The following is a 24,923-nucleotide window of genomic DNA, read 5'->3' on the forward strand; positions in this document are numbered from 1 at the left end:
AGCCCGTTGTCGTGTGTGGCCGGTGCGGGTGCGCGGCGGTCTGGTTGTGGTCCCTTATTCTCCGTTTTACAGATACCCGCTGCCACGTTCGGCACCCGTGGAGACGCCCCGGCGCGGCACCGACCCCCCCGCCCCCGCACGACCCCCGAGCCACCCGGCATCACGCCCTCGCACTCCCGGCCCCCGTACGCCCCCGCTCACCCGCCCCGCCTCATTCCCCCAACAACCCAGCCACCCCCCGCGCACACCCCCAAGCAACCGTCACCCCCGCCCCACCATGCCCATAGTTGTGCACGCACAACGCCCCCCAAGGCATCCGCTCCGCCGCCAACCGCACCCCGCCCCCACGCACCGGCCGCAACCCGACCCGATGCCCGAGAACCCTCGCCCCCGCCACCTCCGGCCGAACCCGCGCGCACCGCTCCACAATCCCCCGCCCCACCGACGGCACCGCGTCCACCCCCCACGCGTCCTCCTCGGCCGTACCCCCCAGCACCAGCCCGTACGGCTGGGGAAACAGATAAACCGACTCCGCCCCACTCGCCGCCCCCACGAACCACTCGTCCACCCCCGGGTTCTCCACCACCACCAACTGCCCCCGCACCGCCCGCACCGCGCGGTCCGGCACCAGCTCGCGTGCCCCCAACCCGGTGCAGTTGACGACGGTGTTCCCGGCCGCCGGCGCCGCCTCAGCCAGCCGCGTCACCTCCCGCGTTTCCACCACACCCCCCGCCGCCTCCAACCGCCGCCGCAGGTACCGCAGATGGACCGGCATGTCGATCAGCGGCAGCACGGCACGCAGGCCGTCCGCCCCGTCCGCCACCCCCGTGATCCCCGCCCCCCACGCCCCGAGTCCGGCCACCGTGGCGCCCGCCATGACCCCGGCGACGAGCCGCACACCCGTGTCGTCCGGGGCGAGCGCCATCCGCTCGTACACGCGCAACGTGTGCAGAGCCCAGTCGCCCACCAGTTCGGCGGGCTCGATCCGGTACGGCCACCACAGCGCGCCCGCCACGGCCGAACAGGTCCGCTCCACCGGATCCCGGCTCCACACCCGTACTGACCGGCCGCTCTCCGCCAGAACGACGGCGGTGGTCAGCCCCGCGACCCCGCCCCCCACCACGACCACGTCACCGTTCATGTCGGGACGTTAACGGAATCCGTGCTGCCGTGCTCACATCACGTCATGACTGGGGATACTCAGGACATGTCTGCCGACTACGCGACTTTCGGGCTGGCTCCGGCGATGCGGGCCGGCGGTGTTCTCGTCAACGGTGACTACCAGGTGCACCGCGACTTCATGGACTTCGTCGTCGACGGCCGCCCGCTGCTCCACCGGCTCTCGGACCTCGACGCGGTGTCCCCTCTGGCCGCCGACGTGCCCCCCGCCATCTTCACCGCCCAGGTGCGCAGCCTGCTCCTGGAGGCGGAAGCGCCTCTGCCCGCCGGGCGGTACGTCATCTACGGCTGCCCCGACTGCGAGAGCCTGGAGTGCGGCGCAGTGACCGCCGTCATCGAGCGGGCCGGGGACGACTTCGTCTGGCGGGACTTCGCCTGGCAGACCAGCGGAACGGCGGACCTGGAGCTGAACGGCTATCACGGGATAGGCCCGTTCCGCTTCCGCGGCGGGGAGTACCGCACGGCGTTGGAGCGACTGCTCGCGGCCGACGGCGAGGAGCCGCCGCCCCGCCGCCGCGTCCTGTTGATCGGAGCGCGTGTCGACGTACTGGCGAAGCTCGCCGCGGCGCTGCGGACGATCAACATCGGCGCGGACATCACCGCCGACGCGACCGACGTACCGCCGGAGGAGCTGCGGGCGTACGGGGCGGTGGCCTTCGGCAGGGCGGTGGACGAGCGGGTGCGCGCCGGCACCAGGGCGGCGTTCGAGCGGGCGGGCGCCGACGTCGCCTACGTGGACGGCCTGGCGCCGGTCGTCCCGCTGCTGGTGGCCCATATCGAGGCCGCGCTCGACCGCAGCGCGCCCGGGCAGCGCCGCCTGACCCGGCTGGCGGCCGTGGAGGGCGGGGCGGCGGTGGAGGTGACGTCCATGTGCCGCGTGCAACTGATCGCGTACCGCCTGGACCGGCTGTACCGGACGCACGTCCACGAGATCTTCGACGACGTGCTGGAAGCGGGGGAGCACCGCATCCCGCTGGACGGCCGGACGACGAAGGGCCGCTCGTACCTGGTGGCGCGCACGACGGGAGCGGTCCTGGTCGCCCCGGTGCCCCACTGAACCCGTCGGCACCCACCGCATCCACGTGCCCCGCACCTACGACAACCCCCACCACACCGAAGCCACGCGCGCCGCAGCCCCACCCCCACACCCCCCGCAGCCACGCGCGCCGCAGCCCCACCCCCCACGCCTCGAAGCCACGCGCGCCGCAGCCCCACCCCCACGCCGCCCACCCGTCCCGTCCGCCCCCGCCCCGCCGCCTCGGTAGGATCGAGGCCTCATGACTGCAACCCTCGTCGCCAAAGATCTCGCCGCCGGCCACGGCGACCGCTCCCTCTTCTCCGGTCTCGACCTGGTGGTCGCCCCCGGCGACGTGATCGGCCTGGTCGGCGTGAACGGCGCGGGCAAGTCCACGCTGCTGCGCCTGCTCGCCGGTCTCGACACCCCCGAGTCGGGCGAGCTGCGCCTCTCGCCGCCCACCGCCACCGTCGGCCACCTGCCGCAGGAGCCGGAGCGCCGCGAAGGCGAGACGGTACGGGCCTTCCTGGCCCGGCGCACGGGAGTGGCCGCGGCCCAGCGCGCCCTCGACGAGGCCACCCAGGCGCTCGTCGACGAGACCCCCGGCGCGGACGACGCGTACTCGGACAGCCTCGACCGCTGGCTCGACCTCGGCGGCGCGGACCTCGACGAGCGCGCCGAGGAGGTGGCGGCCGGCCTCGGCCTGACGGTCGGGCTCGACCAGCCGATGACCGCCCTCTCCGGCGGCCAGGCCGCCCGCGCGGGCCTGGCGTCGCTGCTCCTCTCCCGCTACGACGTGTTCCTCCTGGACGAGCCCACGAACGACCTGGACCTCGACGGCCTGGAGCGCCTGGAGCGGTTCGTCTCCGGCCTGCGGGCCGGCACCGTCGTCATCAGCCACGACCGCGAGTTCCTGACCCGCACCGTCACCAAGGTCCTGGAGCTGGACCTCGCCCAGCAGCAGATCAAGCTCTACGGCGGCGGCTACGAGGCGTACCTGGAGGAGCGCGAGACGGCGCGCCGGCACGCCCGCGAGGACTTCGACGAGTACGCCGACAAGAAGGCCGCCCTCGAAGGCCGCGCCCAGATGCAGCGCGGCTGGATGGACAAGGGCGTCAGGAACGCCCGCCGCAAGGCCACCGACAGCGACAAGATGGGCCGCAACCTCCGCAGCGAGGCGAGCGAGAAGCAGGCGGCGAAGGCCCGCCAGACGCAGCGCATGATCGAGCGCCTCGACGTCGTCGACGAGCCCCGCAAGGAGTGGGAGCTGCGCATGGAGATCGCGGCGGCCCCGCGCTCCGGCGCGGTGGTGGCCACACTGCGCGACGCGACGGTCCGGCGCGGCGACTTCTCGTTCGGCCCGGCGTCGCTCCAGATCGACTGGGCCGACCGCGTGGCGATCACCGGGGCCAACGGCGCGGGCAAGTCCACGCTGCTCGCGGCCCTCCTGGGCCGCCTCCCGCTGGACGAGGGCCACTCGGTGCTCGGCCCCGGCGTGGTCGTCGGCGAGGTCGACCAGGCACGCGGCCTGTTCTACGGGTCGGAGTCGCTCCTCGAAGCGTTCTGCGCGGCCGTCCCCGAGACGGAACCGGCGGAAGTACGCACCCTCCTGGCCAAGTTCGGCCTGCGCGCCGACCACGTGCTGCGCCCCGCCACGACCCTCTCCCCGGGGGAGCGGACCCGTGCCGCGCTCGCGCTGCTCCAGGGCAGGGGCGTGAACCTGCTCGTCCTCGACGAGCCGACGAACCACCTCGACCTGACGGCGATCGAGCAGCTGGAGTCCGCGCTCGACTCGTACGAGGGCACGCTCCTGCTCGTGACCCACGACCGCCGCATGCTGGACGCGGTCCGCACGACCCGCCGCATCGAGGTCGCGGCGGGCAAGGTGACCGAACTCTGACGGACTGACCCACCGTCGCGAAAGGGGCGGCCGGGGAAGGGCTCCGCCGCAGCGGAACCCAGCCCCGCCCGCCCCCACCCGCGGGGAGCGACCGTCAGCCCCGCTTCGGGTCCGTCAGCCCGGCCCTGCGCAACGCGTCCGCCATCGCACTGTTCGCCGGAGCCGGCGCCTGCCGGGACGCCCCGCGCCCGCCGGCCCCGGCACCGCCGCCGCGCCCACCGGTCGCGGAACCGCCGCCGCGCCGCTCCCGGCCGCCCTGCCGCTGGGCCGGAGGACGGCCGCCGCCGCGCTCCCGCTTCCCCTCGCCGGACGCCGTGGCCGTCACCTCGTCCTCCAGCCGCAGCGTGAGCGAGATCCGCTTGCGCGGGATGTCGACGTCCATCACCTTGACCCGGACCACGTCACCGGGCTTCACCACGTCGCGCGGATCCTTGACGAAGTTCTTCGACAGCGCCGACACGTGCACGAGTCCGTCCTGGTGGACCCCGACGTCCACGAAGGCACCGAAGGCGGCGACGTTCGTCACCACGCCCTCCAGGATCATGCCGGCCGCCAGGTCGCCGATCTTCTCGACGCCCTCCTTGAAGGTCGCCGTCCGGAAGGCCGGCCGCGGGTCGCGTCCCGGCTTCTCCAGCTCCTTCAGGATGTCGGAGACGGTCGGCAGCCCGAACCGGTCGTTCACGAAGTCGGCGGCCCGCAGGGACCGCAGTACCGCCGTGTTCCCGATCAGCGTGCCGACTCCGCTGCCCGCCGTCTTCACCATCTCCCGCACCACCGGGTACGCCTCGGGGTGCACGCTCGACGCGTCGAGCGGGTCGTCGCCGCCCTGGATGCGCAGGAAGCCCGCGCACTGCTCGTACGCCTTCGGGCCGAGCCGCGCCACGTCCTTGAGCCCCTTGCGGGACCGGAACGGGCCGTTCGCGTCACGGTGCGCCACGATGTTCTCGGCGAGCCCGGAACTGATGCCGGAGACGCGCGAAAGCAGCGGCGCGGAGGCCGTGTTGACGTCGACGCCCACTCCGTTGACGCAGTCCTCGACCACCGCGTCGAGCGAACGCGACAGCTTCACCTCCGACAGGTCGTGCTGGTACTGCCCGACCCCGATCGACTTCGGGTCGATCTTCACCAGCTCGGCGAGCGGGTCCTGGAGCCGCCGCGCGATGGAAACGGCGCCGCGCAGCGACACGTCCATGTCCGGAAGCTCCTGCGAGGCGAACGCGGACGCCGAGTACACGGACGCCCCCGCCTCCGAGACCATCACCTTCGTCAGCTTCAGCTCGGGGTGCCTGTCGCACAGTTCCCCGGCGAGCTTGTCGGTCTCGCGGGACGCCGTGCCGTTGCCGATGGCGACCAGCTCGACGTCGTGCTCCTTCGCGAGCCGCGCCAGCGTCGCCAGCGATTCGTCCCACTTGTTCCGCGGCACGTGCGGGTAGATGACGTCCGTCGCCACGACCTTGCCGGTCGCGTCCACGACGGCCACCTTCACGCCCGTACGGAAACCGGGGTCGAGCCCGAGCGTCGCCCGCGTACCGGCCGGCGCCGCCAGCAGCAGGTCCCGCAGGTTCGCCGCGAAGACGCGTACGGCCTCGTCCTCCGCCGCGGTGCGCAGCCGCAGCCGCAGGTCGATCCCGAGGTGTACGAGGATGCGGGTGCGCCAGGCCCAGCGCACCGTGTCGGCGAGCCACTTGTCGCCGGGACGGCCGCGGTCGTTGATGCCGAAGCGCCGCGCGACCATGTTCTCGTACGCCGAGGGCCCGGCCGCCTCCGCGGACGACGGCTCCTCGGGCTCCATGACCAGGTCGAGCACGTCCTCCTTCTCGCCCCGCAGCATGGCGAGCACCCGGTGCGACGGCAGCGCGGTGAAGGGCTCCGAGAAGTCGAAGTAGTCGGCGAACTTGGCGCCGGCCTCCTCCTTGCCGTCCCGCACCTTCGCGAGCAGCCGCCCGCGCGTCCACATGCGCTCGCGCAGCTCACCGATCAGGTCGGCGTCCTCCGAGAAGGTCTCGGTGAGGATCGAACGGGCCCCGTCCAGCGCGGCCTGCGCGTCGGCGACGCCCTTGTCCGGGTCCACGAACGCGGCGGCGGCGGCCGACGGCTCCACCGAGGGGTCGGCCAGCAGCCCCCGCGCCAGCGGTTCGAGTCCCGCCTCCCGCGCGATCTGCGCCTTGGTGCGGCGCTTGGGCTTGAACGGAAGGTAGATGTCCTCCAGCCGCGCCTTGGTGTCGGCGGCGCGGATCCGCGCTTCGAGCGCCTCGTCGAGCTTGCCCTGCTCGCGTACGGACTCCAGGACGGCGGTACGCCGCTCCTCCAGTTCCCGCAGATACCGAAGCCGCTCCTCGAGCGTGCGCAGCTGCGCGTCGTCGAGCATCTCGGTCGCTTCCTTGCGGTAACGAGCGATGAACGGCACGGTCGAGCCGCCGTCGAGCAATTCGACGGCGGCCCGGACCTGCCGCTCTTGTACGCCGAGTTCCTCGGCGATCCTGCCTTCGATGGACGTCGTCACGATGTTCCCGACTCGCCTTCTCCTGCGGGCTGTGCTTGAGCCTGCATTGTGCAGGGTCGTCGGGTCCGGTGTCGCGCGCGCCCCGGCCGGGCCGTCAGGCGCGGCGTGCTCGTCCGCCGCCCCTTGACGCGGTGCTGGACGCACCTCCGAAGAGCTTGGCGACCAGCCTGAAGGGCAGAGTCACCACCGTCGCGATGGCCGAGCCGATCATCCGGAGCCCATCCGCTATCGCACGCAACACGTTGTACCTCCTGCTGTCTCGGTGCCCGACGCTCATTTCTTCGTCCGACACAGCTCGGGTGTCCGTCATCGCGCCGCGCAAACAACCCGCCCGGCGGGCGGGGTCACTTGCCGGTGAGGTCGGCGGGGAACGCGCCCGCCCCCAGCGCCACCGTCAGGAAGCCCCGCCCGAGCTCCGTGAGCCGCTCCGTTCCCGCCGCGCCCAGGTGCTCGTACGGCGCCGCGTCGAGCCGGTCCGTGGCCTCCTCCAGGCCGGCGCGCAGCGCGGTGCCCGCCTCCGTCAGCTCGCCGCCGGCGTCCAGGAGCCCGCGCTCCCGAAGCCGCGCCGAGGCCGCCTCCCAGTCCGTACGGCTCCAGCCGCGCGTCGCCAGGGTCCAGCGCGGCGACATGCCCTTGCCCGTCGCGGTGTGGCTGACCAGGGCCTCCAGCGGGTCGAGCCCGGCGGCGAGCAGCGCGGCCAGATGACCGTCGCCGCGGTGCTCGCGCAGCAGCGTGGCGGCGTGCCAGTAGGCGAGGTGGGGCTGCTCCGGTACGGGCAGGTCGGCGTGCGCGGCGTACAGGGGGCGCGCGTGGCGGGTGCACGCCTCGGCGGCGCGCAGGGCGAGGCCGGCGGCCTCCGCCATCTCGGCGGAGGCGACGGCCTTCTCACCGAGCAGCCGGCGCAGCGTGGTGTCGGCGGCGCGCAGCCGCGCCGCGAGGACGGCCTCGGGAGACGCCGTACGCCACACCTGGGGGACGTGACGGGCGACGAGGTCGTGGTTGAAGTTGTAGAACGCGGCGGTGATCACACCGGCGCCCACCGCGCCCATGGCGGCTCCGCGGCCCGCGAAGTAGGCCGCGTTGCTGTCCGCGATGCCCAGATCCGCCAGTTCCTTGGTGAAGTCGGGGGAGAAGTACACGGTCGAGTGCAGCGGATTGAGGGCGTTGTGGCAGCGGCGGCCGGCGCGCGCGGGCAGAGAGGTCATGCCGCAACGCTACCGACTGGTCAGTACGTCGTGAAGCGCCGGGGCTGCATGGCAGGAAAGGCGGGGTTCTCGTCGTTGCGGACATCGGCGGCGGGCCGAAGGATGGCCGCATGACGCAGCGATCCGTACGCACCGTGCTCGTCGTGCTCTTCGACGAGGTCCAGAGCCTCGACGTGACCGGCCCCGTCGAGGTCTTCACGGGCGCGGCCCGGGAGGCCGCACGGGGTGGCGCCGCGGCCGCCTACCGCATCCGCACCGCCTCGCTCGACGGCGCTCCCGTCCGCACGTCCAGCGGGCTGACCCTCGTCCCCGACACCGCCCTGGCCGGCGAACCCGCGCCGCACACCCTCCTCGTACCCGGCGGCCAGGGCACCCGGACCCCCGACCCGCGCCTGACCGACTGGCTCCGCGCCCACGCCCCGCACGCGGAGCGCCTGGTCAGCGTCTGCACGGGAGCACTGCTCCTGGCCGCCGCCGGACTCCTCGACGGCCGCCGCGTCACCACCCACTGGCTCGTCTGCGACCACCTGGCCCGCACCCACCCGGCCGTCGAGGTCGACCCCGACCCCATCTACGTACGCGACGGCAACGTGGCGACGTCGGCCGGCGTCACCGCGGGGATCGACCTGGCGCTCGCGCTCGTCGAGGAGGACCTGGGCCGGGACATCGCACTCACCGTCGCCCGCCACCTCGTCGTCTTCCTCCGCCGCCCGGGCAACCAGGCGCAGTTCAGCGCCCAGCTCGCCGCCCAGACCGCGCGGCGCGAACCCCTCAGAGACGTCCAGCAGTGGATCACGGAGCACCCGGAAGCCGACCTGTCGGTGGAGGCGCTGGCCGGCCGCGCCCGCCTGTCGCCGCGCCACTTCGCCCGCGCCTTCCAGGCCGAGACGGGCACCACCCCCGGCAGATACGTCGAACGCGTACGCATCGAACACGCGCGGCGGCTCCTGGAGGACTCGGCTGACGGTGTCGAGGAGATCTCCCGGACCTGCGGCTACGGCACCCCCGAGGCGATGCGCCGCGCGTTCGTGAAGAGCCTGGGCGCGCCCCCGGCCGAGTACCGCCGCCGCTTCCGCCCGCACACCGGTCCGTGAGCACTGCCCAAACGCACGCACCCACTCACCCGCCCACGAGAGGAACCCCACCACCATGACGCTGATCGCCATCGCGCTCTTCGACCGCTTCACCGCACTCGACGTGGTCGGCCCGTACGAGATGCTCTGCCGGCTGCCCGGCGCCGAGACGGTCTTCGTCGCCGAGCGCACCGGGCCGGTGGTCAACGACCGGGGCGAGCTGGGCCTCGTCGCCGGGAAGACCTTCGCCGACGTCGTGAACCCGGACATCGTGCTCGTGCCGGGCGGCCCCGGTCAGGCCGCCCAGATGGAGAACGAGGCGCTCCTGGCCTGGCTGCGTACCGTCGACGCCACCACGACCTGGACGACCTCCGTCTGCACCGGCTCACTGCTCCTCGCCGCCGCCGGACTCCTCGACGGCCGCCGCGCCACCTCGCACTGGCTGGCCCTGGACGCGCTGAAGGCCCTCGGCGCCGACCCCACGGGCGAGCGGGTGGTCACCGACGGCAAGTACGTCACCGCCGCCGGCGTCTCGGCCGGCATCGACATGGGCCTCACCCTGGTCGGCCGGATCGCGGGCGACGGGCACGCGCGGGCCGTGCAGCTGCTGACGGAGTACGACCCCGAGCCGCCGTACGACGCCGGATCGCCGCGGAAGGCGCCGGCCGCGCTCGTCGAGGAGTGCCGCGGCCGGAGCCGGTTCATCCTCCGGTAGGCCCGGGCGTCCAGGTGAAACGGGGCGTACGGCGCTCCAGGAAGGCGGCGACGCCCTCGGCGGTGTCGCCGCTGCCGCGTGCCTGCGCGGCCCAGTGCGCGTCCCGGTCCTCCCGGCCGTCGGCGAACTCCTTCGCCGCGGCCTGCGTCAGCTGCGAGCGCGACACCAGCCCCCGGCTGAACTCGGCCACCCGCTTGGTAAGTTCGCCGTGCGGCAGCACCTCGTCCACGAACCCGGTGCGCAGCGCCCGTTCCGCGTCGATCAACTCGCCCGAGAACAGCAGGTACTTGGCCGTCGAAGGTCCGACCAGGGAGACCAGCCGCCGCGTCGACGACGCCGGGTAGACGATGCCGAGCTTCGCGGGCGTGATCCCGAAGGACGCGCCCTCCTCCGCGAACCGCAGGTCGCAGGCGGCGGCCAGCTGGCTCCCGCCGCCCACGCAGTAGCCCCGGACGGCGGCAAGCGTCGGCTTGGGGAACGCGGCCAGCGCGTCCTCCGCCCGCACGGCCAGGTCCTGCGGGGCGGCGCCGGTGTCACCGGGACCGCCCTCCCGCCCGCCGCGCCCGCGCAGCGACGAGATGTCCGCCCCCGCGCAGAAGGTGTCGCCCGCCCCCGTCAGCACGAGCGCCCGTACGTCCGGGTCCCCGGCCAGCCGCTCCAGCAGCCCCGGCAGCGCCGCCCACATCCCGGCGGTCATGGCGTTGCGCTTGGCCGGGTGGGCGATGACGACGGTGGCGACCCCGTCGGCGACGGTGAGGTCGAGCTGCGGCTCCATGCGCCGGATGCTATCCGGACGGTACGAACCTATGATCGGGAAGGGGCCGACAGGCGCACGCCGCCGTGTGGAGGAGTCGCTCATGGCCGCTCGCGCGGGCACACCGGAAAGCAACAAGAAGCTCAGCCGCGGCTTCGGCTGGCTGGCCGTCCTGGGCGTCATTCTCGTGCTCGGCGGCATCGTCGGCCTGGTCTACACGGGCCTGGCCACCCTCACCTCGATGCTCCTCTTCGGCTGGCTGCTGCTCGTCGGCGGCCTCGTCGGGCTGCTCCAGGCGGTGCAGTCACGCGGTTCGAACTTCTTCTGGCTCGGCGTCGTGGTCGCGGCGCTCAACCTGGCGGCCGGGATCGTCGTCATCCGCCACCCCGAAGGCACCGCCGAGGCGCTGACGATGTTCGCCGCGCTGCTCTTCCTGACCGGCGGCGTCTTCCGGCTGGTCGGCAGCGTGGTGGTGCGCGGCCCGCAGTTCGGCTGGACGCTGGTGCAGGGCGCCTTCGGCGTACTGCTCGGCCTCCTGGTGCTCTTCGACTGGCCGCACAGCAGCCTGTACGTCCTGGGCACCTTCTTCTCCCTCGCCCTGCTCTTCGACGGACTCGGCCTGATCGCGATCGGGACGGGCGGCCGTCAGATGGTCAGTATGGTCGCGCCTTCGCCACCGGACGATCAAGAAGAGGTACCCAACTGACACCAGTGCGGGTGAAGTGGTCAGAGGCGACCGAATTCGGCTGACTTGTGTTCAGTAGCTCGGTGCCGACCAGCGCGTTCCCAACACTCGACACGTGGTGACGAGAGAAGACGCACCGGCAGGGTACGAGGGAGTGTGGCGCTTCACCGCCCCGGCGGCGGACGCCTCCGTACCGGAAGCCAGGCACGCCGTCCGTGATCTGCTGAACCGCCAGCGTGTACCCGCTCACGACGACCTGGTGCAGGGCCTCCTGCTCATCGTCTCCGAGCTGGTCACCAACGCCGTACGGCACGCCGCGCTGCTCTCCCCGCAGCTCGCCGTCGAGGTGGCGATCGGGACGGAGTGGATCAAGGTGTCCGTCGAGGACGACCACCCCTACCGGCCCAAGGCCCTGGAACGGGACTACGCGCAGACCGGCGGCCGCGGCCTGCTGCTCGTACGGGAGATCACCGCCGAGGCCGGCGGGACGTGCGACATCGAGCACACGGCGAGCGGCGGGAAGGTCATCTGGGTCGCGCTGCCGCTGGCGGGGGCGGCCCTCACCAGCCCGCGGCCGGGCCCGTCAGCTCTCTGATCGCCGGACGCGCCGCGTCCAGCACCGTCATGAACCACGCCGAGAACGGCGCCCGCGCGTGCCGCTCGGCCAGTTCGTCCGGTGTCACGAACGACGTCTCGCCGACCTCCTCCGGATCGGGCCGCAGCGCGCTCTGCGCCAGCCCGACGAAGAGGTGGTTGTACTCCTGCTCGACCAGGCCCGAGTCGGGGTCCGGGTGGTTGTAGCGGACCGTGCCGGCCTCGGCCAGCAGCGACGGGGAGATCCCCAGCTCCTCGTGCGTCCGGCGGGCGGCGGCGGCGAACGGCGACTCGCCGGGGTAGGGGTGCCCGCAGCAGGTGTTGGACCAGACACCGGGGGAGTGGTACTTGCCGAGCGCCCGGCGCTGGAGCAGCAGCCGCCCGGTCTCGTCGAAGAGGAAGACGGAGAACGCGCGGTGCAGACGGCCGGGAGCCTGATGGGCGGAGAGCTTCTCCGCCGTGCCGATGGTATTGCCGTCCTCGTCGACCAGCTCGAGAAGGATCTCTTGCGCTGTGCCGTTCGACGAGCTGTTGGCCGCGGTGACTGGTGTGCTCGGCATGACCATCCTTCGCATCGGTTCCCGGCGTCCAAGTCTGCCGTACAAAAGCGTCTTGTCCGTACTTCACGACCCTTGAGCATGTCCGCCCCCGCCGCCTGCGCGCGGCGGAGGCGGACGGCCCGTCAGCTCAAGACGGCGGCCGGCCGCAGTACATAGCCGGTGTAGCCGTACTCCGTGCCGTACTCCTCCCGCACCGCGATCTCCTCGCGGGTCGCGGCGAGCGCCGCCGCCATTCCGGGCGTGGCGGGGTCGGCCGCGCCGGCGCGCGCGGCGAGCGGGACGTAGTACTCGTCCCAGTCGCTCCCGGGCTGCTCGTACACCCCGAGGACCGCGTACCCGGCCGTGACGGCCGCGGCGGTGTTCCCGGCCCGGTCGCGCAGCGCGTAGTGCCGGTCCCAGAACGTACGTGCGCCGAGTGACGGCTCCTCGGTCGTCCACTCGCACTCGGTGACGACGAGCGCGCCGCCGGGCGCGACCAGGCGCCGCCACTTCTCCAGCGCGGTGTCGAAGCCGATGCTGTAGACGGAGCTCTCCGCCCAGACGAGGTCGAACGAGCCGTCCGGAAAGGGAAGTTCGCCCATGTCGGCCTCGGCGGTACGGATCGAGCCGTCGAGCCCGCGGGCTTCGGCGGCGCTCCGCAGCTCGGCCAGGAACGGCGCGTACAGGTCGACGGCCGTCACCTGCGCGCCGCACTCCGCCGCCAGCAGCAGCGACGCCCGGCCGGGGCCGCAGCCCAGGTCGAGCACGCGGGGACGGGGCGGCACAGGTCCGGCGAGGGAGAGGAGACGGCGGGTGGTGGCGTCCGAGCCGGGTCCCTGGCGCGGCAGCCCGCGGTGCAGGGTCATGAAAGCTTCGAACACGGCGTTGTCGGTCAACGTGGAGAACCCTTTGGTGTGAGGGCCCCGGCCGGCGTGCGCCGTGACGTGCGCGGACGCGGCGCGCGAAGACGTACGCGTACGTGCGGGAGGTCGCGACGAAGCGGTCAGCCGAGAGCCCGGGAGTCGAGGACGAACCGGACACTGCTCGCAGCAGCATCGACCATGACGGCCATCGCACCTCAACTCCCTTCCATGTCCCCGAGACGCATTCGTCTGCGCGAAGACCCTAACAGCCCACCGGTGTCAGCGGCAGAGCCTCGCCTCGTGCTCCGCGTGCCCGCGCGGCTCCAGCTGGAACGTGCAGTGCTCGACGTCGAAGTGGTCGCCGAGGCAGCCCTGGAGCGCGTGCAGCATCTTCTCGTGCCCCACCGAGTCCAGGAAGTCCTGACTCACCACGACGTGCGCGGACAGCACCGGCATGCCCGAGGTGATCGTCCAGGCGTGCAGGTCGTGTACGTCGTCGACGCCCGGCAGATCGAGTATGTGCTCCCGCACCTCCGCCATGTCCACGCCCTTGGGCGCGATCTCCAGGAGCACGCTCAGCGTCTCCCGCAGCAGCTTCCAGGTGCGCGGCACGATCATGAGGCCGATCACGAGCGAGGCGATGGGGTCGGCCGCCTGCCAGCCGGTCGCCATGATGACGCCGGCCGAGATCAGCACCGTCACCGAGCCCAGGGTGTCCGCGAGCACCTCGAGGAAGGCGCCCCGGACGTTGAGGCTGTCCTTCTGGCCCCTCATCAGCAGCGACAGCGAGATCATGTTCGCCACCAGGCCGACCAGCGCGAAGACGACCGCCGTACCGCTCTTGGTCTCGGCGGGCGTGATGAAGCGGTCGACGGCCTCGAAGAGCAGGAAGCCGCCGACGCCCAGCAGCAGCAGACAGTTCGCGAGCGCGGCGAGGATCTCGGCCCTGGCGTAGCCGTAGGTGGCCTTGGTGGTGGCCGGGCGGTTCGCGAAGTGGATGGCCAGGAGCGCCATCGCGAGCCCCAGCGCGTCCGTCGCCATGTGGGCCGCGTCGGCGATCAGTGCCAGCGAGTTGGCGAGCAGGCCGCCCACGATCTCGGCCGTCATGACGGTCAGGGTGATGCCGAGCGCGACCCGCAGCCGCCCCTTGTACGCGGCGGCCGCCGTCCCGGTGGGCGGCGGCCCCCCGTGCGTATGCCCGTGATCGTGCCCAGCCCCCATGAAGTACGCCTCCCCGGTGGTGCGAATGGTCGTGCCGAGGTGCCAGTGAACTACGGGCCGGGGGTATGCGCAACACGGGGCTGAACACCGTTGTCATGTGCCCTGACCTGCGGAAACGGCTCGCAGGTCAGGGCGTCGGCACGGTCAGTCCCGGGCGGCTTCGGGATGCCGCAGCAGCCAGCCCTCCCACGCCGACGCGACCATTTCCCGTACGCCGCGTCCGGCCGTCCAGCCCAGCTCCTTGGCGATCAGATCGGACGAGGCGACCGCCTTCGCCGCGTCACCGGGGCGGCGCGGTCCGACCTCCGGGGCGAGCGTCGAACCGGTGATCTCGCTCACCAGGTCCGCCAGCTCGCGCACCGAGACGCCTTCGCCGCGGCCGATGTTGTACGTCAGGTCCGTCTGCTCCTCGCGCGCGGTGAGCGCCCGGGCGACGGACAGGTGCGCGTCGGCGAGGTCGGCGACGTGGATGTAGTCGCGGACACAGGTGCCGTCGGGCGTCGGATAGTCCGCCCCGAAGATCCGCGGGGCCTCGCCGCGCGTGATCCGGTCGAAGAACATCGGGACGATGTTGTAGACCCCGGTGTCGGCCAGCTCAGGCCGCGCCGCACCGGCGACGTTGAAGTAGCGCAGGGACGCCGTGGAGAAGCCGTGCGCCCGGCCCGCCGCCCGCACGAGCCACTCGCCGGCCAGCTTGGTCTCGCCGTACGGATTGATCGGCGCGCAGGGGGTGTCCTCCGAGATGAGCTCCGCGTCGGGCACCCCGTACACGGCGGCGGAGGAGGAGAACACGAACCGGCGCACACCGGCCGCCGCGACGGCCTCCAGCAGCACTGTGAGTCCGTACACATTCTCCCGGTAGTAGAGCAGCGGCTTCTCGACCGACTCCCCGACCTGCTTGCGCGCCGCGAGATGCACCACACCCGTGACGCCGTGCTCGGCGAGCGTCCGGTCGAGCAGCTCCCGGTCCAGCACCGAGCCGCGTACGAGCGCCATGTCCCCGGGCAGCCGGTGCGGGAGCCCGGACGACACGTCGTCCAGGACGACCACCCGCTCACCCGCCGCCGCCATGGTCAGCGCCACATGCGCACCGATGTAACCCGCACCACCCGTGATCAGCCATGTCATAACGGCCACCCTAGGGTGTCCGGGGACCGCCGGAGGCCGCGGTTTGTGGGGCGGGGCCCCCATCCCCCAAGATGATCTCGGTCGGCCGGACCCCTTCCCGGACCGGTCTTATCGGGGCGTGAACGGGCCGTGAACTCCTGCTTCCGTACATCCGATAACCTCTGCCGACATGCCGCCGCGCCCGTGCCGGGCCGGAACGCCGCATGCCACGCATGGCCAGCCCCTGCCCAGCGCCAAGGAGTGAGTTCGTCTGTCGACCGCCATCCTCACCGGTCCGCCGGTACCCGGATCGCCGCTCGAGGGCGATCTGCGGTCGCTGGGATTCGACGTACGGTCCGCCTCCGACGCGGAGGAGACCGCGCGGCTCCTCGACGCGACGCCCGCCGGTGAGCGGGTCGCCCTCGTCGACCCGCGCTTCGTCGGCCACGTCCACGCGCTGCGTCTCGCGCTGACGGATCCCCGCTTCCCGGCCGCCGCGGCCCCCGGCGCGCTCACCGCGCGGCCCGAGGCCCGCGCCGCGCTGGTCCGCGCCGTGCGCGGCGCCGCGGGCGGGCCCGACGCCGTGGCGCAGGCGCTCGACGCGGACGGCACCGAGGTGCGGCGGCCCGAGCTCGGCTCGCTGGTCGCGGTCGTCGCCGCGGACGACGAGGAGCGCGCGCGGGCCCGCGCCGCCGTCGCCGCCGTCGACGAGGAGGCCGTACGGCTGCGTACCGCCGTGAAGTCGCGCGACGGTTTCTTCACCACCTTCTGCATCAGCCCGTACTCCCGCTACCTCGCGCGCTGGTGCGCCCGCCGGGGCTTCACCCCGAACCAGGTCACCACCGCCTCGCTGATCACCGCGCTCGTCGCGGCGGGCTGCGCGGCGACCGGCACCCGCGGCGGGTACGTCGCGGCCGGCGTGCTGCTGCTCTTCTCCTTCGTCCTGGACTGCACCGACGGGCAGCTCGCCCGCTACTCGCTCCAGTACTCGACGATGGGCGCCTGGCTCGACGCGACCTTCGACCGCGCCAAGGAGTACGCGTACTACGCGGGCCTGGCGCTCGGAGCCGCCCGGGGCGGGGACGACGTGTGGGCCCTGGCGCTCGGCGCGATGGTCCTCCAGAGCTGCCGCCACATCGTGGACTTCTCCTTCAACGAGGCGAACCACGACGCGGAGTCCAACACCAGCCCGACCGCCGCCCTCTCCGACAGGCTCGACAGCGTCGGCTGGACGGTCTGGCTGCGCCGGATGATCGTCCTGCCGATCGGCGAGCGCTGGGCCATGATCGCGGTCCTGACCGCCGTCACCACCCCGCGAACCGTCTTCTACGCCCTGCTCGTCGGATGCGCCCTCGCCGCGCTCTACACCACGGCCGGCCGCGTGCTGCGCTCGCTGACCCGCAGGGCGCGCCGCACCGACCGGGCCGCGCAGGCACTCGCGGACCTCGCGGACAGCGGACCGGTCGCCGAGATCGTCGCGGCCCGGGGACCACGCCTCAAGGGCGCCTTCACCGCCCCGGTCGTCGCCGCGGCCGGCACCGCCGCCCTGCTGGTCACGGCGCTCACCCAGCCCGTCGGCGGCGCGCAGCTGATCGCCGCCGCCGTCCTCTACGCCGTGCTCTCCGGCACAGCCGTCGCGCGGCCCCTCAAGGGCGCCCTCGACTGGCTGGTCCCGCCCCTGTTCCGGGCGGCCGAGTACGGCACGATCCTGATCCTCGCCGCCCGCTCCGAAGTGAACGGGGCACTGCCTGCCGCCTTCGGGCTGGTGTCGGCCGTCGCCTACCATCACTACGACACGGTGTACCGCATCCGGGGCGGCACGGGCGCACCGCCCCAGTGGCTGGTGCGGACGATCGGCGGGCACGAGGGCCGGACGCTTGCAGTGGTGATCCTCACCACCCTCCTGGCCCAGCAGAACACAGACCTCACCTTGGCGCTCACGGCACTCGCCGTGTCCGTGGCGCTTGTGGTGCTCATGGAGTCCATCCGCTTCTGGGTGTCCTCCGGAGCACCCGCAGTACATGACGAAGGAGAACTCGCATGATCGGCCTCGTACTGGCTGCCGGCGCCGGCCGGCGTCTGCGTCCCTACACGGACACCCTCCCGAAGGCCCTGGTGCCTGTGGACGGTGAGACGACCGTCCTCGACCTGACCCTGGGCAACTTCGCCGAGGTCGGCCTGACCGAGGTCGCCATCGTCGTCGGCTACCGCAAGGAGGCCGTCTACGCGCGCAAGGAGGCCCTTGAGGCGAAGTACGGCCTCAAGATCACCCTCGTCGACAACGACAAGGCCGAGGAGTGGAACAACGCCTACTCCCTGTGGTGCGCGCGTGACGTCCTCAAGCAGGGCGTGATCCTCGCCAACGGCGACACCGTCCACCCGGTCTCCGTCGAGAAGACGCTGCTCGCCGCCCGCGGCAAGGGCCAGAAGATAATCCTCGCCCTCGACACGGTGAAGAACCTCGCCGACGAGGAGATGAAGGTCATCACGCAGGACGGCAAGGGCGTCCAGCGGATCACCAAGCTGATGGACCCGGCGACCGCCACCGGTGAGTACATCGGCGTCACGCTGATCGAGCCCGAGGCCGCCGAGGAGCTGGCCGACGCGCTGAAGACGACGTTCGAGCGCGACCCCGACCTCTACTACGAGGACGGCTACCAGGAGCTGGTCAACCGCGGCTTCACCGTCGACGTGGCTCCCATCGGGGAAGTGACGTGGGTCGAGATCGACAACCACGACGACCTCGCGAAGGGCCGTGAGATCGCGTGCCAGTACTGACCCGACTCATCCCGTCCCCGGTCGTCGTCGACATCAGCTGCGGCGCCATGGACGACCTGGCCGGCCTCCTGGCCGACCAGCGGATCTCCGCCTCGGGCAAGCTGGCGATCGCCACCAGCCCCGGCTCCGGGCTGGCCCTGCGCGACAAGCTCGCGCCGGTGCTGCCCGGCGCCGACTGGTACGCGGTCGCCGACGGCACGATCGACTCCGCCGTACAGCTCGCCGACGACATCAAGGGCAAGCGGTACGACGCCGTCGTCGGCCTCGGCGGCGGCAAGATCATCGACGTGACGAAGTACGCGGCGGCCCGGGTCGGCCTGCCGATGGTCGCCGTCGCGACGAACCTGTCGCACGACGGTCTGTGCTCACCGGTGTCCATCCTGGACAACGACAACGGCCGGGGCTCCTACGGCGTACCGACTCCCATCGCCATGGTCATCGACCTCGATGTGATCCGTGACGCCCCGGTCCGGTTCATCCGGTCCGGCATCGGCGACGCGATCTCCAACATCTCGGCGATCGCGGACTGGGAGCTGTCCCACCGGGTCAACGGCGAGCCGGTCGACGGACTGGCCGCCGCCATGGCCCGTACGGCGGGAGAGGCCGTGCTCCGCCACCCCGGCGGGGTCGGCACCGACGAGTTCCTCACGGTCCTCGCGGAGTCCCTGGTGCTCTCCGGCATCGCCATGTCGATCAGCGGCGACAGCCGCCCGTCGTCCGGCGCGTGCCACGAGATCAGCCACGCCTTCGACCTGCTCTACCCCAAGCGGGCCGCCAGCCACGGCGAGCAGGTCGGCATCGGCGCGGCCTTCGCCATGCACCTGCGGGGCGCGACCGAGCAGTCCGGGCTCTTCGCCGAGGTACTGCACCGGCACGGCCTGCCGGTGCTGCCCGAGGAGATCGGCTTCAGCGTCGACGAGTTCGTCAAGGCCGTCGAATACGCACCGCAGACCCGCCCGGGACGCTTCACCATCCTGGAGCACCTCGACCTGTCCGCAGACCAGATCAAGGACGCTTACGCCGACTATGTCAAGGCCATCAGTAGCTGAACTCCGTCCGGTCGTTCACCCCGAGGGTGTGAAGGACCGGCGCAGCGGTGAGCACTGGGCCGGGCGCATGTACATGCGGGAGATCTCGCTGCACATCGACCCGTACCTGGTGAACACCAAGATCACGCCGAACCAGCTCACGTACCTCATGGTCGTCGTGGGCGTGCTCGGCGGCGCGGCCCTGCTGATCCCCGGTCCGACCGGTGCGATCCTCGCGGTGGTGCTGTTCCAGATCTATCTGCTGCTCGACTGCGTCGACGGGGAGGTGGCCCGCTGGCGCAAGCAGACCTCGATCACCGGGGTCTACCTGGACCGCATCGGCCACTACCTGTGCGAGGCGGCCCTGCTGGTCGGCTTCGGCCTGCGCGGCGCGGACCTGTTCGGCGCCGGCCGGCCCGAGTGGCTGTGGGCGTTCCTGGGAACGCTGGCCGCGCTCGGCGCGATCCTGATCAAGGCCGAGACGGACCTGGTCGACGTGGCCCGTACGCGCAGCGGTCTGCCCGCCGTGAAGGACGAGGCGTCCGTGCCCCGCTCCTCCGGTCTGGCGCTGGCGCGCAGGCTGGCCGCGGCGCTGAAGTTCCACCGCCTGGTCGGCGGGATCGAGGCGAGCCTGTTCATCCTGGTCGTCGCGATCCTCGACTTCGTCCAGGGCGATCTGTTCTTCAGCCGTCTCGGGATCGCCGTCCTGGCCGGGATCGCGATCGTGCAGACCTTCCTGCACCTCGTGTCCATCCTCGCTTCGAGCAGGCTGAAGTGACGGGCGCGGACACGGGCGCGGGTCTGAAGGTCGGCGCCGTCGTCATCACGATGGGCAACCGGCCGGACGAGCTGCGCGCCCTCCTCGACTCGGTCGCCAAGCAGGACGGCGACCGCGTCGAGGTGGTCGTGGTCGGCAACGGCTCCCCGGTCACCGGCGTCCCCGAGGGCGTACGGACAGTCGAGCTGCCGGAGAACCTGGGCATCCCGGGCGGCCGCAACGCCGGAATCGAGGCGTTCGGCCCCAGCGGCGCCGAGATGGACATCCTGCTCTTCCTCGACGACGACGGCCTGCTGGCCCACCACGACACGGCCGAGCTGTGCCGCCGGGCCTTCGCCGCCGACCCGAAGCTCGGCATCATCAGCTTCCGCATCGCGGACCCGGAGACGGGCGAGACGGCACGCCGCCACGTTCCCCGGCTCCGCGCGGCCGACCCGATGCGCTCCTCGCGCGTGACGACCTTCCTCGGCGGCGCGAACGCCGTGCGGACCAAGGTCTTCGCCGAGGTCGGCGGGCTGCCCGACGAGTTCTTCTACGCCCACGAGGAGACCGACCTCGCGTGGCGGGCGCTCGACGCCGGCTGGATGATCGACTACCGCTCGGACATGGTCCTGTACCACCCGACGACCGCTCCCTCCCGGCACGCCGTCTACCACCGCATGGTGGCGAGGAACCGGGTGTGGCTGGCGCGGCGCAATCTGCCGGCCCCGCTGGTCCCGGTCTACCTGGGCGTGTGGCTGCTGCTCACGCTGGCGCGGCGGCCCTCGGTACCCGCTCTGAAGGCATGGTTCGGAGGGTTCAAGGAGGGGTGGACGACCTCCGCCGGACCGCGCCGTCCGATGAGATGGCGTACCGTCTGGCGCCTGACCCGGCTCGGCCGACCTCCTGTCATCTGAGAAGCTCGGGTCTGAAACCATCGGGGGCACGCGGGACGTGCTGTCCGATCCTGCGCCCTCCTGCCTGCGCATCTTGAACACGAAAGTTTCAACTTGTGAGTGACACAACCCGTGACGGTGCGGTCGCGACGAGCGCCCCGCCATCTCCCGACGACGGCCTGACCCCGGCGGAGCTCGCCGCGAAGTACGGCCTGTCGGTGAGCGGTGCCCGGCCGGGGCTGATCGAGTACGTCCGGCAGCTGTGGGGCCGGCGCCACTTCATCCTCGCGTTCTCCCAGGCGAAGCTGACCGCCCAGTACAGCCAGGCCAAGCTCGGCCAGCTCTGGCAGGTGGCGACTCCGCTGCTGAACGCCCTCGTGTACTTCCTGATCTTCGGTCTGATCCTGGAGGCCGACCGGGGCATGCAGCGGGAGGTCTACGTTCCCTTCCTGGTCACGGGCGTGTTCGTCTTCACCTTCACCCAGAGCTCGGTCATGGCCGGCGTCCGGTCCATCTCCGGCAACCTGGGCCTGGTGCGGGCGCTGCACTTCCCGCGCGCCTCGCTGCCGATCTCCTTCGCCCTCCAGCAGCTCCAGCAGCTGATGTTCTCGATGATCGTGCTCGTGATCATCGCGGTCGCCTTCGGCAGCCTCCCCTCGATGTCGTGGCTGCTGGTGCTGCCCGCGCTGGCGCTGCAGTTCCTCTTCAACATCGGCCTGGCGCTGATCATGGCGCGGCTGGGCAGCAAGACGCCCGACCTCGCGCAGCTCATGCCGTTCGTGATGCGTACGTGGATGTACGCGTCGGGCGTGATGTTCTCCATCCCAGCGATGCTGAAGGACAAGGACCTGCCCGGCTGGGTCACCGACGTGCTCCAGTGGAACCCGGCGGCCGTCTACATGGACCTCATCCGCTTCGGTCTGATCGACGGGTACGGCTCCGACAACCTGCCCCCGCACGTCTGGGCGGTCGCCCTCGGCTGGGCGCTGCTGATCGGCGGGGCGGGCTTCGTGTACTTCTGGAAGGCTGAGGAGCGGTACGGCCGTGGCTGATGACAACAAGCAGGGACGCATCCCGACCGTCATCGCGGACGACGTGCACATCGTGTACCGCGTCAACGCCGGCGCGGGCGGCCGGGGCAGCGCCACCGCCGCCCTGAACCGCATCATGAAGCGCGGCAAGGGCGACTCACCCGGCGTACGCAAGGTGCACGCCGTCAAGGGTGTCTCCTTCACGTCGTACCGGGGCGAGGCGATCGGCCTGATCGGCACGAACGGTTCGGGCAAGTCGACCCTGCTGCGTGCCATCGCGGGTCTTCTGCCGACCGAGCAGGGCAAGGTGTACACCGACGGGCAGCCCTCGCTGCTGGGCGTGAACGCGGCGCTGATGAACGACCTGACCGGCGAGCGCAACGTCATCCTCGGCGGTCTCGCCATGGGCATGACGCGCGAGCAGATCCGTGAGCGCTACCAGTCGATCGTCGACTTCTCCGGCATCAACGAGAAGGGCGACTTCATCACGCTGCCCATGCGGACCTACTCCTCCGGCATGGCGGCGCGCCTGCGCTTCTCCATCGCCGCCGCCAAGGACCACGACGTGCTGATGATCGACGAGGCGCTGGCGACGGGGGACCGCAAGTTCCAGATCCGCTCCGAGCAGCGCATCCGCGAGCTGCGCAAGGAGGCCGGCACGGTCTTCCTGGTCAGCCACAGCAACAAGTCGATCAGGGACACCTGCGACCGCGTCCTGTGGCTGGAGAAGGGCGAGCTGCTGATGGACGGTCCGACGGACGAGGTCCTCAAGGCGTACGAGAAGGAGACCGGCCGCTAGGTCCGGGTTCGGTGCCCCCGCCGGTCGAAACCGGCGGGGGTTCCGCGTGTCCGCGCGGCGCGAGCGGTCCGGCGCGCCGTACGATGCCGGAATCGTCAACTCCCGTAACCTTCGGGAAGGTTGAGGCATTTCGCCGCCTTGGTGCGTTGTGCCCAGCACCCCGGGACATTGCTCGCCGCTGTACAACGTAAGCTGTACCGGCGGGCGGCGTGTCCGAAATGGGATGTATTAGGTCGACAGTGTAGAACGGGAGATGTGACGGCAATGGCTATGGAACCTCTCCAGCTCGAAGACGCTTGCGCCGTCCCCGCCCCGGGCAGCCGGCGATGACCGGAACCCGGCCCGTGCGCACCGGCGCACCCGCGCGTCCGACCCTGGCCAAGGCCGCCGAAGAGAACTTCCCGGTGGCTCCCTTCTTCCTGCCGCGCGCCTGGCGGGACGACCTGATGGCCGTCTACGGCTACGCCCGGCTCGTCGACGACATCGGCGACGGCGACCTCGCCCCCGGCGGCGCCGACGCCCGCCTGCTCGGCGTCGATCCGGCCCTGACCGACGACCGCCTGGCCGTGCTCGACGCCTTCGAGGCCGACCTGCGCCGCGTCTTCGCCACCTCGGGCGAAGGCCCCCGGCACCCGCTCCTGCGCGCCCTCGTGCCGACCGTGCGGCGCTGCTCGCTCACCCCCGAGCCGTTCCACGGACTCATCGAGGCCAACCGCCAGGACCAGCTCGTACGCCGCTACAAGACGTACGACGAGCTGCTCGCGTACTGCGAGCTGTCGGCGAACCCGGTCGGCCGGCTGGTCCTCTCGATCACCGGCACGTCGAGCCCCGAGCGGATCCGCCGCTCCGACGCGGTGTGCACCGCCCTCCAGATCGTCGAACACCTCCAGGACGTCGCCGAGGACCTCGGCCGCGACCGGATCTACCTGCCCGCCGACTCCATGGCGCGCTTCCGCGTCGACGAGGCCGACCTGGCCGCGCCGACCGCCAACGCGTCGGTGCGCTCCCTGATCGCGTACGAAGTCCAGCGCGCCCACGGCCTGCTGGACGAGGGCAGTCCGCTCGTGGCCAGTGTCGACGGCAGGCTGAGACTGCTGCTCGCCGGTTTCGTCGGCGGCGGGCGCGCCGCCCTGGCCGCGATCGCCGCCGCCGGCCACGACGTGCTCCCCGGACCGCCCAAGGCCACCAGGCTCAGCGTGCTGCGCGCAGCGGGAGCTGTCCTGCGACGAGACCCGAGAAAGGGGTGAGCCGGCCCGTGGAAGGACTCGTGCAGATGTCCGCACCGGTACTCGCCGCGTACAGCTACTGCGAGACCGTCACCGGACAGCAGGCGCGCAACTTCGCGTACGGCATCAGACTGCTGCCGACGGACAAGCGCAACGCCATGTCCGCCCTCTACGCGTTCTCGCGGCGCGTGGACGACATCGGTGACGGCGTGCTGGATCCGGCCGTGAAGCAGGCGCGGCTCGAGGAGACCCGCTCCCTGCTCGACCGCGTCCGGGCGGGCACCGTCGACGACGACGACACCGATCCCGTCGCCGTGGCGCTGACCGACACCGCGCGCCGCTTCCCGATCCCGCTGGAGGGGCTCGACGAGCTCATCGACGGCGTGCTCATGGACGTGCGCGGCGAGACCTACGAGACCTGGGACGACCTGAAGGTCTACTGCCGGTGCGTCGCGGGGGCCATCGGGCGGCTCTCGCTCGGCGTGTTCGGCACCCAGGCGGCTCTGCGCTCCACCGAACGCGCCTCCGAGTACGCCGACACGCTCGGCCTCGCCCTCCAGCTCACCAACATCCTGCGCGACGTGCGCGAGGACGCCGGGAACGGCCGTACCTACCTGCCCGCCGACGACCTCGCGAAGTTCGGCTGCTCGGCGGGTTTCCGGAGCGCCACCCCGCCCGACGGGTCCGACTTCACCGGCCTCGTGCACTTCGAAGTACGCCGGGCCCGCGCCCTGTTCGCCGAGGGCTACCGGCTGCTGCCCCTGCTCGACCGGCGATCCGGCGCGTGCGTGGCGGCCATGGCCGGCATCTACCGGCGGCTCCTCGACCGCATCGAGCGCGACCCCCTGGCCGTGCTGCGCGGCCGGGTCTCGCTGCCGGGGCACGAGAAGGCGTACGTCGCGGTGCGCGGCCTCTCCGGACTCGACGCCCGGAACATCTCGCGCACCCAGCTCAGGAGGCGGGTGTGACGGGGCCCGTGCCGGCCGGCCGGCCGCATCCGCGCACGAGCGGCGGGGCCCCCGCCACGGCGGACCGCCGCCCGCACACCGAGATCC

The 24,923-nt window shown here is 72.0% G+C and carries 23 protein-coding genes and 1 pseudogene; 15 read left to right on the forward strand and 9 right to left on the reverse strand.

Annotated elements, in window-relative coordinates; all coding sequences use genetic code 11:
- Positions 1-211 precede the first annotated feature (211 nt).
- Positions 212-1,141: an FAD-dependent oxidoreductase gene (locus ACWGH0_RS04530; RefSeq protein ID WP_453402641.1), complete on the reverse strand. Its 930-nt coding sequence runs from the start codon at positions 1,139-1,141 to the stop codon at positions 212-214.
- A 66-nt stretch (positions 1,142-1,207) separates the two neighbouring features.
- Here ACWGH0_RS04530 and ACWGH0_RS04535 point away from each other — a divergent pair, with 66 nt between their 5' ends.
- Positions 1,208-2,236: an oxidoreductase gene (locus ACWGH0_RS04535; RefSeq protein ID WP_453402642.1), complete on the forward strand. Its 1,029-nt coding sequence runs from the start codon at positions 1,208-1,210 to the stop codon at positions 2,234-2,236.
- Positions 2,237-2,456: 220 nt separating this feature from the next.
- Complete coding sequence (locus ACWGH0_RS04540; protein WP_453402643.1) at positions 2,457-4,094, forward strand: ABC-F family ATP-binding cassette domain-containing protein; 1,638 nt, start codon at positions 2,457-2,459, stop codon at positions 4,092-4,094.
- Between the two features lie 94 nt (positions 4,095-4,188).
- Here ACWGH0_RS04540 and ACWGH0_RS04545 read toward each other — a convergent pair whose 3' ends face one another.
- The 3 genes from ACWGH0_RS04545 to ACWGH0_RS04555 all read right to left on the reverse strand — a co-directional run bounded on the left by ACWGH0_RS04545 (position 4,189) and on the right by ACWGH0_RS04555 (position 7,802).
- Positions 4,189-6,597, reverse strand: coding sequence for a Tex family protein (locus ACWGH0_RS04545; RefSeq protein ID WP_453402644.1), 2,409 nt, complete (start codon positions 6,595-6,597; stop codon positions 4,189-4,191).
- Between the two features lie 94 nt (positions 6,598-6,691).
- Entirely contained in the window at positions 6,692-6,838 is a 147-nt protein-coding gene (locus ACWGH0_RS04550) for an LPFR motif small protein (protein WP_167367988.1), read from the reverse strand.
- Between the two features lie 103 nt (positions 6,839-6,941).
- Complete coding sequence (locus ACWGH0_RS04555; protein WP_453402645.1) at positions 6,942-7,802, reverse strand: SCO6745 family protein; 861 nt, start codon at positions 7,800-7,802, stop codon at positions 6,942-6,944.
- Positions 7,803-7,912: 110 nt separating this feature from the next.
- Between ACWGH0_RS04555 and ACWGH0_RS04560 the strand changes: the two genes are divergently transcribed.
- Together ACWGH0_RS04560 and ACWGH0_RS04565 are read left to right on the forward strand one after the other, a co-directional pair.
- Positions 7,913-8,896, forward strand: coding sequence for a GlxA family transcriptional regulator (locus tag ACWGH0_RS04560; RefSeq protein ID WP_453402646.1), 984 nt, complete (start codon positions 7,913-7,915; stop codon positions 8,894-8,896).
- A gap of 55 nt (positions 8,897-8,951) precedes the next feature.
- Positions 8,952-9,590, forward strand: coding sequence for a DJ-1/PfpI family protein (locus ACWGH0_RS04565; RefSeq protein WP_453402647.1), 639 nt, complete (start codon positions 8,952-8,954; stop codon positions 9,588-9,590).
- On the opposite strand, the gene ACWGH0_RS04570 is transcribed toward ACWGH0_RS04565, so the two are convergent.
- A complete protein-coding gene (locus tag ACWGH0_RS04570; RefSeq protein WP_453402648.1) occupies positions 9,577-10,365 on the reverse strand; it encodes an enoyl-CoA hydratase/isomerase family protein in 789 nt (262 codons plus the stop codon). The genes ACWGH0_RS04565 and ACWGH0_RS04570 overlap by 14 nt on opposite strands.
- 82 nt (positions 10,366-10,447) lie before the next feature.
- On the opposite strand from ACWGH0_RS04570, the gene ACWGH0_RS04575 reads away from it, so the two are divergent.
- Entirely contained in the window at positions 10,448-11,050 is a 603-nt protein-coding gene (locus tag ACWGH0_RS04575) for an HdeD family acid-resistance protein (RefSeq protein ID WP_453402649.1), read from the forward strand.
- Positions 11,051-11,144: 94 nt separating this feature from the next.
- Positions 11,145-11,624 carry an ATP-binding protein gene (locus tag ACWGH0_RS04580; RefSeq protein WP_453402650.1) on the forward strand — a complete coding sequence of 160 codons (480 nt, stop codon included), beginning with the start codon at positions 11,145-11,147 and terminating at the stop codon, positions 11,622-11,624.
- Here the strand turns inward: ACWGH0_RS04580 and idi are convergent.
- The 4 genes and pseudogenes from idi to galE all read right to left on the reverse strand — a co-directional run bounded on the left by idi (position 11,590) and on the right by galE (position 15,374).
- Positions 11,590-12,183: an isopentenyl-diphosphate Delta-isomerase gene (idi, locus tag ACWGH0_RS04585; RefSeq protein ID WP_386721563.1), complete on the reverse strand. Its 594-nt coding sequence runs from the start codon at positions 12,181-12,183 to the stop codon at positions 11,590-11,592. The two genes, ACWGH0_RS04580 and idi, sit on opposite strands and share 35 nt — an antisense overlap.
- A gap of 137 nt (positions 12,184-12,320) precedes the next feature.
- Positions 12,321-13,028, reverse strand: a pseudogene (locus ACWGH0_RS04590) (class I SAM-dependent methyltransferase); the annotation flags it as partial.
- A gap of 276 nt (positions 13,029-13,304) precedes the next feature.
- Complete coding sequence (locus tag ACWGH0_RS04595) at positions 13,305-14,246, reverse strand: cation diffusion facilitator family transporter (RefSeq protein ID WP_453402651.1); 942 nt, start codon at positions 14,244-14,246, stop codon at positions 13,305-13,307.
- A 144-nt stretch (positions 14,247-14,390) separates the two neighbouring features.
- A complete protein-coding gene (gene galE, locus ACWGH0_RS04600; protein ID WP_453402652.1) occupies positions 14,391-15,374 on the reverse strand; it encodes a UDP-glucose 4-epimerase GalE in 984 nt (327 codons plus the stop codon).
- Between the two features lie 250 nt (positions 15,375-15,624).
- On the opposite strand from galE, the gene ACWGH0_RS04605 reads away from it, so the two are divergent.
- The 9 genes from ACWGH0_RS04605 (at position 15,625) to hpnD (ending at position 24,836) form a co-directional block, all read left to right on the forward strand.
- Positions 15,625-17,397, forward strand: coding sequence for a DUF5941 domain-containing protein (locus ACWGH0_RS04605; protein WP_453402707.1), 1,773 nt, complete (start codon positions 15,625-15,627; stop codon positions 17,395-17,397).
- Complete coding sequence (locus ACWGH0_RS04610; protein WP_138894317.1) at positions 17,394-18,131, forward strand: phosphocholine cytidylyltransferase family protein; 738 nt, start codon at positions 17,394-17,396, stop codon at positions 18,129-18,131. Before ACWGH0_RS04605 ends, ACWGH0_RS04610 begins: the two co-directional genes overlap by 4 nt.
- Positions 18,119-19,180, forward strand: a complete 1,062-nt coding sequence (locus tag ACWGH0_RS04615) for an iron-containing alcohol dehydrogenase family protein (protein ID WP_138901526.1) — start codon at positions 18,119-18,121, stop codon at positions 19,178-19,180. Before ACWGH0_RS04610 ends, ACWGH0_RS04615 begins: the two co-directional genes overlap by 13 nt.
- A complete protein-coding gene (locus tag ACWGH0_RS04620; RefSeq protein ID WP_453402653.1) occupies positions 19,158-19,937 on the forward strand; it encodes a CDP-alcohol phosphatidyltransferase family protein in 780 nt (259 codons plus the stop codon). The genes ACWGH0_RS04615 and ACWGH0_RS04620 overlap by 23 nt, the downstream gene beginning before the upstream one ends.
- Positions 19,938-19,987: 50 nt before the next feature.
- On the forward strand, positions 19,988-20,833 hold the full coding sequence (locus ACWGH0_RS04625) for a glycosyltransferase family 2 protein (protein WP_453402708.1): 846 nt from the start codon (positions 19,988-19,990) through the stop codon (positions 20,831-20,833).
- A gap of 95 nt (positions 20,834-20,928) precedes the next feature.
- Positions 20,929-21,864: an ABC transporter permease gene (locus ACWGH0_RS04630; protein WP_453402654.1), complete on the forward strand. Its 936-nt coding sequence runs from the start codon at positions 20,929-20,931 to the stop codon at positions 21,862-21,864.
- The gene (locus tag ACWGH0_RS04635) at positions 21,857-22,642 is read left to right on the forward strand and encodes an ABC transporter ATP-binding protein (RefSeq protein ID WP_453402655.1); all 786 of its coding nucleotides are present in this window, start codon (positions 21,857-21,859) and stop codon (positions 22,640-22,642) included. The genes ACWGH0_RS04630 and ACWGH0_RS04635 overlap by 8 nt, the downstream gene beginning before the upstream one ends.
- Before the next feature lie 326 nt (positions 22,643-22,968).
- Positions 22,969-23,889: a squalene synthase HpnC gene (hpnC, locus tag ACWGH0_RS04640; RefSeq protein WP_453402656.1), complete on the forward strand. Its 921-nt coding sequence runs from the start codon at positions 22,969-22,971 to the stop codon at positions 23,887-23,889.
- 26 nt (positions 23,890-23,915) lie between these two features.
- Positions 23,916-24,836 carry a presqualene diphosphate synthase HpnD gene (gene hpnD, locus ACWGH0_RS04645; protein WP_453402657.1) on the forward strand — a complete coding sequence of 307 codons (921 nt, stop codon included), beginning with the start codon at positions 23,916-23,918 and terminating at the stop codon, positions 24,834-24,836.
- Positions 24,837-24,923 lie beyond the last annotated feature (87 nt).

Source organism: Streptomyces sp. NPDC054887 (genome assembly GCF_053610585.1).

Bases quoted from the DNA above. Each gene is read 5' to 3' on its own strand.
- ACWGH0_RS04555 (WP_453402645.1), bottom strand. From the start codon at position 7,802: ATGACCTCTCTGCCCGCGCGCGCCGGCCGCCGCTGCCACAACGCCCTC.
- ACWGH0_RS04535 (WP_453402642.1), top strand. From the start codon at position 1,208: ATGTCTGCCGACTACGCGACTTTCGGGCTGGCTCCGGCGATGCGGGCC.
- ACWGH0_RS04565 (WP_453402647.1), top strand. From the start codon at position 8,952: ATGACGCTGATCGCCATCGCGCTCTTCGACCGCTTCACCGCACTCGAC.
- ACWGH0_RS04625 (WP_453402708.1), top strand. From the start codon at position 19,988: ATGGGCAACCGGCCGGACGAGCTGCGCGCCCTCCTCGACTCGGTCGCC.
- hpnC (WP_453402656.1), top strand. From the start codon at position 22,969: ATGACCGGAACCCGGCCCGTGCGCACCGGCGCACCCGCGCGTCCGACC.
- ACWGH0_RS04570 (WP_453402648.1), bottom strand. From the start codon at position 10,365: ATGGAGCCGCAGCTCGACCTCACCGTCGCCGACGGGGTCGCCACCGTC.
- ACWGH0_RS04540 (WP_453402643.1), top strand. From the start codon at position 2,457: ATGACTGCAACCCTCGTCGCCAAAGATCTCGCCGCCGGCCACGGCGAC.
- ACWGH0_RS04595 (WP_453402651.1), bottom strand. From the start codon at position 14,246: ATGGGGGCTGGGCACGATCACGGGCATACGCACGGGGGGCCGCCGCCC.
- ACWGH0_RS04530 (WP_453402641.1), bottom strand. From the start codon at position 1,141: ATGAACGGTGACGTGGTCGTGGTGGGGGGCGGGGTCGCGGGGCTGACC.
- galE (WP_453402652.1), bottom strand. From the start codon at position 15,374: ATGACATGGCTGATCACGGGTGGTGCGGGTTACATCGGTGCGCATGTG.
- ACWGH0_RS04610 (WP_138894317.1), top strand. From the start codon at position 17,394: ATGATCGGCCTCGTACTGGCTGCCGGCGCCGGCCGGCGTCTGCGTCCC.
- ACWGH0_RS04620 (WP_453402653.1), top strand. From the start codon at position 19,158: ATGTCAAGGCCATCAGTAGCTGAACTCCGTCCGGTCGTTCACCCCGAG.
- ACWGH0_RS04575 (WP_453402649.1), top strand. From the start codon at position 10,448: ATGGCCGCTCGCGCGGGCACACCGGAAAGCAACAAGAAGCTCAGCCGC.
- ACWGH0_RS04560 (WP_453402646.1), top strand. From the start codon at position 7,913: ATGACGCAGCGATCCGTACGCACCGTGCTCGTCGTGCTCTTCGACGAG.
- idi (WP_386721563.1), bottom strand. From the start codon at position 12,183: ATGCCGAGCACACCAGTCACCGCGGCCAACAGCTCGTCGAACGGCACA.
- hpnD (WP_453402657.1), top strand. From the start codon at position 23,916: ATGTCCGCACCGGTACTCGCCGCGTACAGCTACTGCGAGACCGTCACC.